Origin of the sequence: Paractinoplanes hotanensis (assembly GCF_023717965.1) — a bacterium.
Taxonomy (GTDB): Bacteria; Actinomycetota; Actinomycetes; order Mycobacteriales; family Micromonosporaceae; genus Actinoplanes; species Actinoplanes polyasparticus.
In genome coordinates, this window is the sequence record NZ_JAMQOL010000121.1 from 1 (window position 1) to 1,344 (window position 1,344).

1 protein-coding gene is annotated in these 1,344 nt (G+C 69.7%); it reads right to left on the reverse strand.

From position 1 onward, the window contains the following. Positions 1-73: 73 nt before the first annotated feature. Positions 74-1,198, reverse strand: a complete 1,125-nt coding sequence (locus LXN57_RS47665) for an NAD(P) transhydrogenase subunit alpha (protein ID WP_251804956.1) — start codon at positions 1,196-1,198, stop codon at positions 74-76. Positions 1,199-1,344 lie beyond the last annotated feature (146 nt).

The window sequence follows — 1,344 nt, forward strand, 5'->3', positions numbered from 1 at the left end:
ACCTTACTGATCACCTCGAAACCGACCAGCAACCCGAGCGTGAAAACAGTCAGATCGGCCAGCAGCAGCGGACTCATGAGCGGGCTGCTTCCTGTTCGGCGAGCGCAGCCAGCACTCGCGGATGGATGATGTGTCCGCCATGACCGACCACGACGGCCCGCAGAATCTCGTCGTCCAGGTCGAGGATCACGTCCCGGGCGGGCATCAGCAGTCCGAGCAAGGCGAGCAAATTGCGCGCGTACGCGGTGGACGCCGCCACCGGCGTGCCGGCCGCGAGTTCCGGGGCGCCGATCGTAGTGACGCCGTTGACGACCGTGCGGGTGTCCGGCGAGGAGCCGGCAACGTTGCCCCCGAGGTCGATCACCACCGAACCGGGCCTCATGGCGTGCAGAGCCTCCTCCGAGACCAGCAGTGGGGACCGTCCGCCCGGCACCTTCGCGGTCGTGATCACCACGTCGAATTCGGGTGCGGCCTCGGTCAGCGCGGCCAACTGCCGCTCGGCCTCGTCCGAGGCCAGTGCGCGGGCATATCCGTCCGCGGAGTTCATCCCCCCAGCCAGGTCGAGCACCGAGGCGCCGGTCGAGGCGATGTCGGCTCGAGCCTGCTCCCGCACGTCGTAGCCGGTGACACGTGCACCGAGCCGGCGGGCCGTCGCGATGGCCTGCAGTCCCGCGACACCCGCTCCGAGCACGAGCACCCGCGCGGGACGGGTGGTACCGGCCGCCGTCGTCAGCATCGGGAAGAAGCCCGGATACGCATCGGCGGCCAGCAGCGCGGCCTTGTAGCCGGCGACGTTCGCCTGCGAGGTCAGGGCGTCCATCGACTGGGCGCGGCTGAGGGTGCGGGGGAGCAGGTCGAGGCTGAGCACGGTGACACCGGCGGCGGCAAGACGTCGCACCGAGCCGGGATCGTCGAGGGTGTCGAACAGTCCGATCAGCACCTGGCCTGTTCGGCACGACGCCGCGGCGTCCTCCGGAACGCGCAGGCAGACCAGAATGTCACTGTTGGCGTACACCCGCTCGCGGGTGACCACGGTCGCGGAGGCATAGCCGTCGTCGTCGAAGAAGGCGGTGCTTCCCGCCCCTGTCTCGACAAGCACTCGCACATCCCGCTCGGAGAGGCTCCGAGCGGCGTCCGGGGTGAGCGCGACACGGCGCTCACCCGCTGCGGTCTCACGTAGTACCCCTACGGTTGTCATCGTCGGCTCCCTCGTCCCGTCACACGACCGCCCGGCCTGTCCAGCCGGGCGGCTCCGCGCACTCGTTGTGGTCAGATGAGCCAGCGGTTCTTCTGGACGATGGGCAGGGCGGCCCACCATTTGCCCAGGCCCCAGGTGTGTCCGGC